Origin of the sequence: Vibrio sp. V42_P2S4T144 (assembly GCF_009904715.1) — a bacterium.
GTDB classification, from domain to species: Bacteria; Pseudomonadota; Gammaproteobacteria; order Enterobacterales; family Vibrionaceae; genus Vibrio; species Vibrio alginolyticus.
On sequence record NZ_WXWS01000573.1, the window covers coordinates 1 to 4,320 of the forward strand.

Annotated in this window: 2 protein-coding genes; one reads left to right on the plus strand and one right to left on the minus strand. The window is 47.4% G+C overall.

The window, feature by feature from the left end; translation table 11 throughout:
* Positions 1-44: 44 nt before the first annotated feature.
* Positions 45-1,733 (minus strand): NAD-dependent malic enzyme, encoded by a 1,689-nt coding sequence (locus tag CAG68_RS19000; protein WP_005377977.1) that lies wholly within the window; start codon positions 1,731-1,733, stop codon positions 45-47.
* A 213-nt stretch (positions 1,734-1,946) separates the two neighbouring features.
* Here CAG68_RS19000 and CAG68_RS19005 point away from each other — a divergent pair, with 213 nt between their 5' ends.
* Entirely contained in the window at positions 1,947-4,301 is a 2,355-nt protein-coding gene (locus tag CAG68_RS19005; RefSeq protein WP_161441510.1) for a helicase-related protein, read from the plus strand.
* Positions 4,302-4,320 lie beyond the last annotated feature (19 nt).

The following is a 4,320-nucleotide window of genomic DNA, read 5'->3' on the forward strand; positions in this document are numbered from 1 at the left end:
CCCCTACATGGTAGGGGCTAATTATTAAACGAATTGTCTCAAGCTTAGAACGCAGTGCGTTTGTAGCGGCGGTAAACAGGTTGCCAGAACGACTGTTCAATCGCCACGTTCAATGCTTCATCAGTAATTTCTAATGCGACACCTTGTTCAATTGCCTTTTTACCAACGGCAAATGCGATTTTTTTCGATACTAAGTGGATCTCTTCCAGTGGTGGAAGTAGTGCCCCACGACCGTTGATTGCTAGAGGAGAACATGTTGCGAGCGCGCGGCTTGATTCCATTAGCATCTCGTCAGTGACACGTTTTGCATTGACAGCAAGTACACCAAGGCCAATGCCTGGGAAGATGTAGCTGTTGTTACATTGTGCAATAGGGTAAGTGCGACCTTCATGAACCACTGGCTCAAATGGGCTACCTGTTGCAACCAGTGCTTCACCATTTGTCCAACGAATGATGTCGTTCGGTGTCGCTTCCACGCGGCTTGTTGGGTTCGACAGTGGGAAGACAATCGGACGCTTACAGTGTTTATGCATTTCTTCGATGACTTCTTGGCTAAATAGGCCAGGCGCACCAGAAACACCAATTAGTACCGTTGGCTTGGCGTTACGCATAACATCGAGTAGTGAGAAGCCATTTCCTTCATTTTCCCACTCTTTCGTATTGGTATGCTTTTGCACCAAGCGTTGTTGGAAATCAAGAAGGTTAGGCATGCCTTCTTGTAACAGACCCCAACGGTCAACCATGTAAACTTGTGAGCGAGCTTGCTCGTCAGAAATTCCTTCCGATACCATTTGTGCGATGATCGCTTCTGCGATACCACAACCAGCAGACCCTGCGCCTAGGAAGGTAATACGTTGTTTAGAAAGCTGAGTTCCTGCTGCTTTACAAGCTGCAAGTAGAGAGCCAACAGTAACAGCAGCAGTACCCTGAATATCATCATTGAAGCAACACACGCGGTCTTTGTAACGCTCAAGAAGAGGCATCGCATTTTTCTGAGCAAAGTCTTCGAACTGGATCAAAGCATCAGGCCAACGGCGCTGTACCGCTTGGATAAACTCTTCTACAAATGCATCGTATTCTGCACCCGTAATACGAGGATGACGCCAACCCATGTACATCGGATCAGCTAAGCGTTGCGGGTTATTGGTACCCACATCAAGCACGATTGGTAGCGTGTAAGCAGGGCTGATACCACCACACGCGGTATATAGTGACAGTTTACCGATAGGAATACCCATGCCGCCGATACCTTGGTCACCCAAGCCAAGGATACGTTCGCCATCTGTCACAACAATCACTTTAACGTTGTGGTTTGCTGCGTTGTTCAGCAAGTCGTCAATACGGTCACGGTTCGGGTATGAAATGAACAGACCGCGACCACGACGGTAAATGTTAGAGAAGTTTTCACATGCTGCGCCAACAGTCGGCGTGTAGATGATTGGCATCATCTCAGAAATGTGATTTTGCACTAGGCGGTAATACAATGTTTCGTTGGTGTCTTGGATATTACGCAGATAAATGTGTTTATCCATATCGCTTTCGAAACTTTTGTATTGCTGGTAGGCACGTTCCACCTGCTCTTGGATAGTTTCGGTCGACTCTGGAAGCAGACCTTCTAAGTTGAATGAACTACGTTCTTCAGCAGAGAATGCACTGCCTTTGTTCAAAAGAGGGGTTGCTAAAAGAGCCGGACCCGCATATGGAATATATAGTGGGCGTTTATCGTTGTTCATTGGGTGCCTTATGTAGGGTTGAAGGATGCGCACCAAATTTTAACGGGTTCACTATTTAGTTGTAAACATGCGTTGATGCACATCAATGTAATGTCGCAAAAAAATTCAGATACCGACGAAAATATCGGCAATATTGGTTGTTTAGAGATACCTAAAGCAGGATTTTTTTACTTGGGTATAATGTTTTGCATCATCAAATCAAATCCAATTTCTATGTTTCAACTACCTATCGACAGCCTGCAAGCCGAGTTTGACCATCATGTAAGCCTTAACCATCTTGTGGTGGAAGCTGAAACCGGGTCGGGTAAATCTACCCGCTTGCCCATGTGGGCGGCAAAACACGGACGCGTTCTGGTTATTGAACCACGTCGAATTGCTTGTACCTCGCTGGCTGAATTTCTTGCGGAGCAATCTGGAGGGCCAATAGGTCGCAAAGTCGGTTACGCGATCAAGCTTCATGCCTACTTTGATGAAAAAACCGAAGTTGTATTTGTGACTCCGGGGGTTGCACTGCGTTGGTTTTCGGAAAACAAGCTAGCAGACTTTGATGTCGTGATAGTGGACGAATTTCACGAGCGACGCTGGGATATTGATCTATTAACCGCCATTTTGAAGCAAGAAAATCAACATCGATTGATCGTCACTTCCGCTACCTTAGAAGGCGAAAAGCTTGCTCGTTACCTGAATGCTAAGCGCCTGAGTTCGGAGGGACGTTGCTTTCCAGTCACGGTGACACATCGTTCCACAGACAGCCGCTATTTACCGAACAAAAAGGGATGTGAACAGGAAGTTGTCGGAGCGGTAAAAGAAGCACTGGAAGATGAAGATGGCGATATTCTTGTTTTTCTCCCAGGACGTAAAGAGATCGCCCAATGCGCGCAGATGCTACAAAGCAGCAGTGATGTCATGGTGGTTAAACTTCATGCCTCGGTCAGTGATGAAGAACGACATCGTGCGCTGACGGTACAAAAGCAACGGAAAGTCGTATTGGCAACCAACGTCGCGGAAACCTCTCTGACCATTCCTAATATCCGTGTGGTAATCGATAGTGGTTTAGAGCGCAGAACTGTACAACGAAATGGACGTACAGCACTGACATTAACCAACATTTCTAAGGCCAGTGCCGCGCAGCGAATGGGGCGAGCAGGTCGCGTTACCGAAGGGGCTTGTATTCGTCTATATGGTGAGCACGCGCCTTTAGAGTTGGTGACACCTCCAGAATTACACAGAGAAGAGCTCGTCGAGCCCATGCTGGCAGCGGCTTGTTGTGGGTACCGTCTTTCAACACTCGATTTTCTCGACTCAATTCCTCCAAAGTCGCTAGAGGCATCTCATTCGACGTTGTTATCTATGGAAGCGATTGATGAGGATGGCAATGTCACGCAGCATGGTAGAAAAGTATATCCACTACCCATTGATGCACTGTTTGCCGATCTCGTTACCAGAATTCAAGCGAAGCCAGAGAAGGAAGCAATGATTGATTTGGCTGCCGCCTTATCTGTGCCTGCGCAGCTCTATCAGCGACAAAGTGGTGAAGTTGCTGAGCTTCTATCTCAAGAGGAGCCATACGGATGTGATGTCTCTTTGTTGATCCGTTTGGTTCGGGGGGAGCGACTTCCGGGCATTGTCATTGATGCCAGCGCACTCGAAGAGGCACAAGGTTTAGCGAAACAAATGCGAGAAGTATTTGAATTACCGGAACTTGACGTTGCCTCTCGATATAAACGTGAAGCGCTCTTTTTCTCCATCGCCTCATTGCACCCTGAGCTTGTGTTTGTCCGACGAGCTCGTCGAAGGGATGCTCTAGGAAATGGCGTAGTCGAGATGCTGGTTGGGCGTAACAGCCGCTTTCCTGATAAAGAAGAAGCGGCCATCGTGCTAGATAGCCATAGCGTGCCAGGACGAGGCGTTAAGCAAACACTGAACCTCGCATCGGTTATGATGCCTATCCCGCTGACATTATTACGCGAACTTGAGCTAGGGGAGTGGCAACAAGGTGAGACGAATTATGAAGAGGAGACCCCAAGAGCAACGATGCATTTGGTCTACGCCGGACGAACAATCTGTACTGAACATCAAGCGTTAAAAGGTGATGTTGCTGTTCAGTCTATTGTCGAAATGATAGAAGACGAGACACTGTTACCAGGATTTGCTTCTCAAAGAAAACAACAAATCCAACACTGGAAACTCTACAACGCATTGGGCCTTAATGTCGAAGGAGAAGAGGTTAACGACTTGGCCTCCTTGACATTTTCTAGCTGGTTAAAGGATCAGTTGGAAACATTAGGCGTTGAAAATGTCGATGATATGGCGTTGTTTGAACCGGAAGACTTAACATTTAACGGTGTTCCAGAATGGGAATACGACGATTTCACGGAGCAGTACCCTTTAGAACTTTCGCTGCCAGAACTCCAACTGGATGTTGAGTATTACGCGTCTCGCAAGCTAGTACAGGTCGTTTATCGAGAGGGAAACCGTAAGGGAGACCCGAAGCGTTGGGAGCTGCCACGTTGGGCTGGTTGGAAGATACAGTATAAAAAGGCCAGTCGAGTGATTGATGTAAAGTAGGTCGGCGGATGACGTTGTG

Bases quoted from the DNA above. Each gene is read 5' to 3' on its own strand.
- CAG68_RS19000 (WP_005377977.1), bottom strand. From the start codon at position 1,733: ATGAACAACGATAAACGCCCACTATATATTCCATATGCGGGTCCGGCT.
- CAG68_RS19005 (WP_161441510.1), top strand. From the start codon at position 1,947: ATGTTTCAACTACCTATCGACAGCCTGCAAGCCGAGTTTGACCATCAT.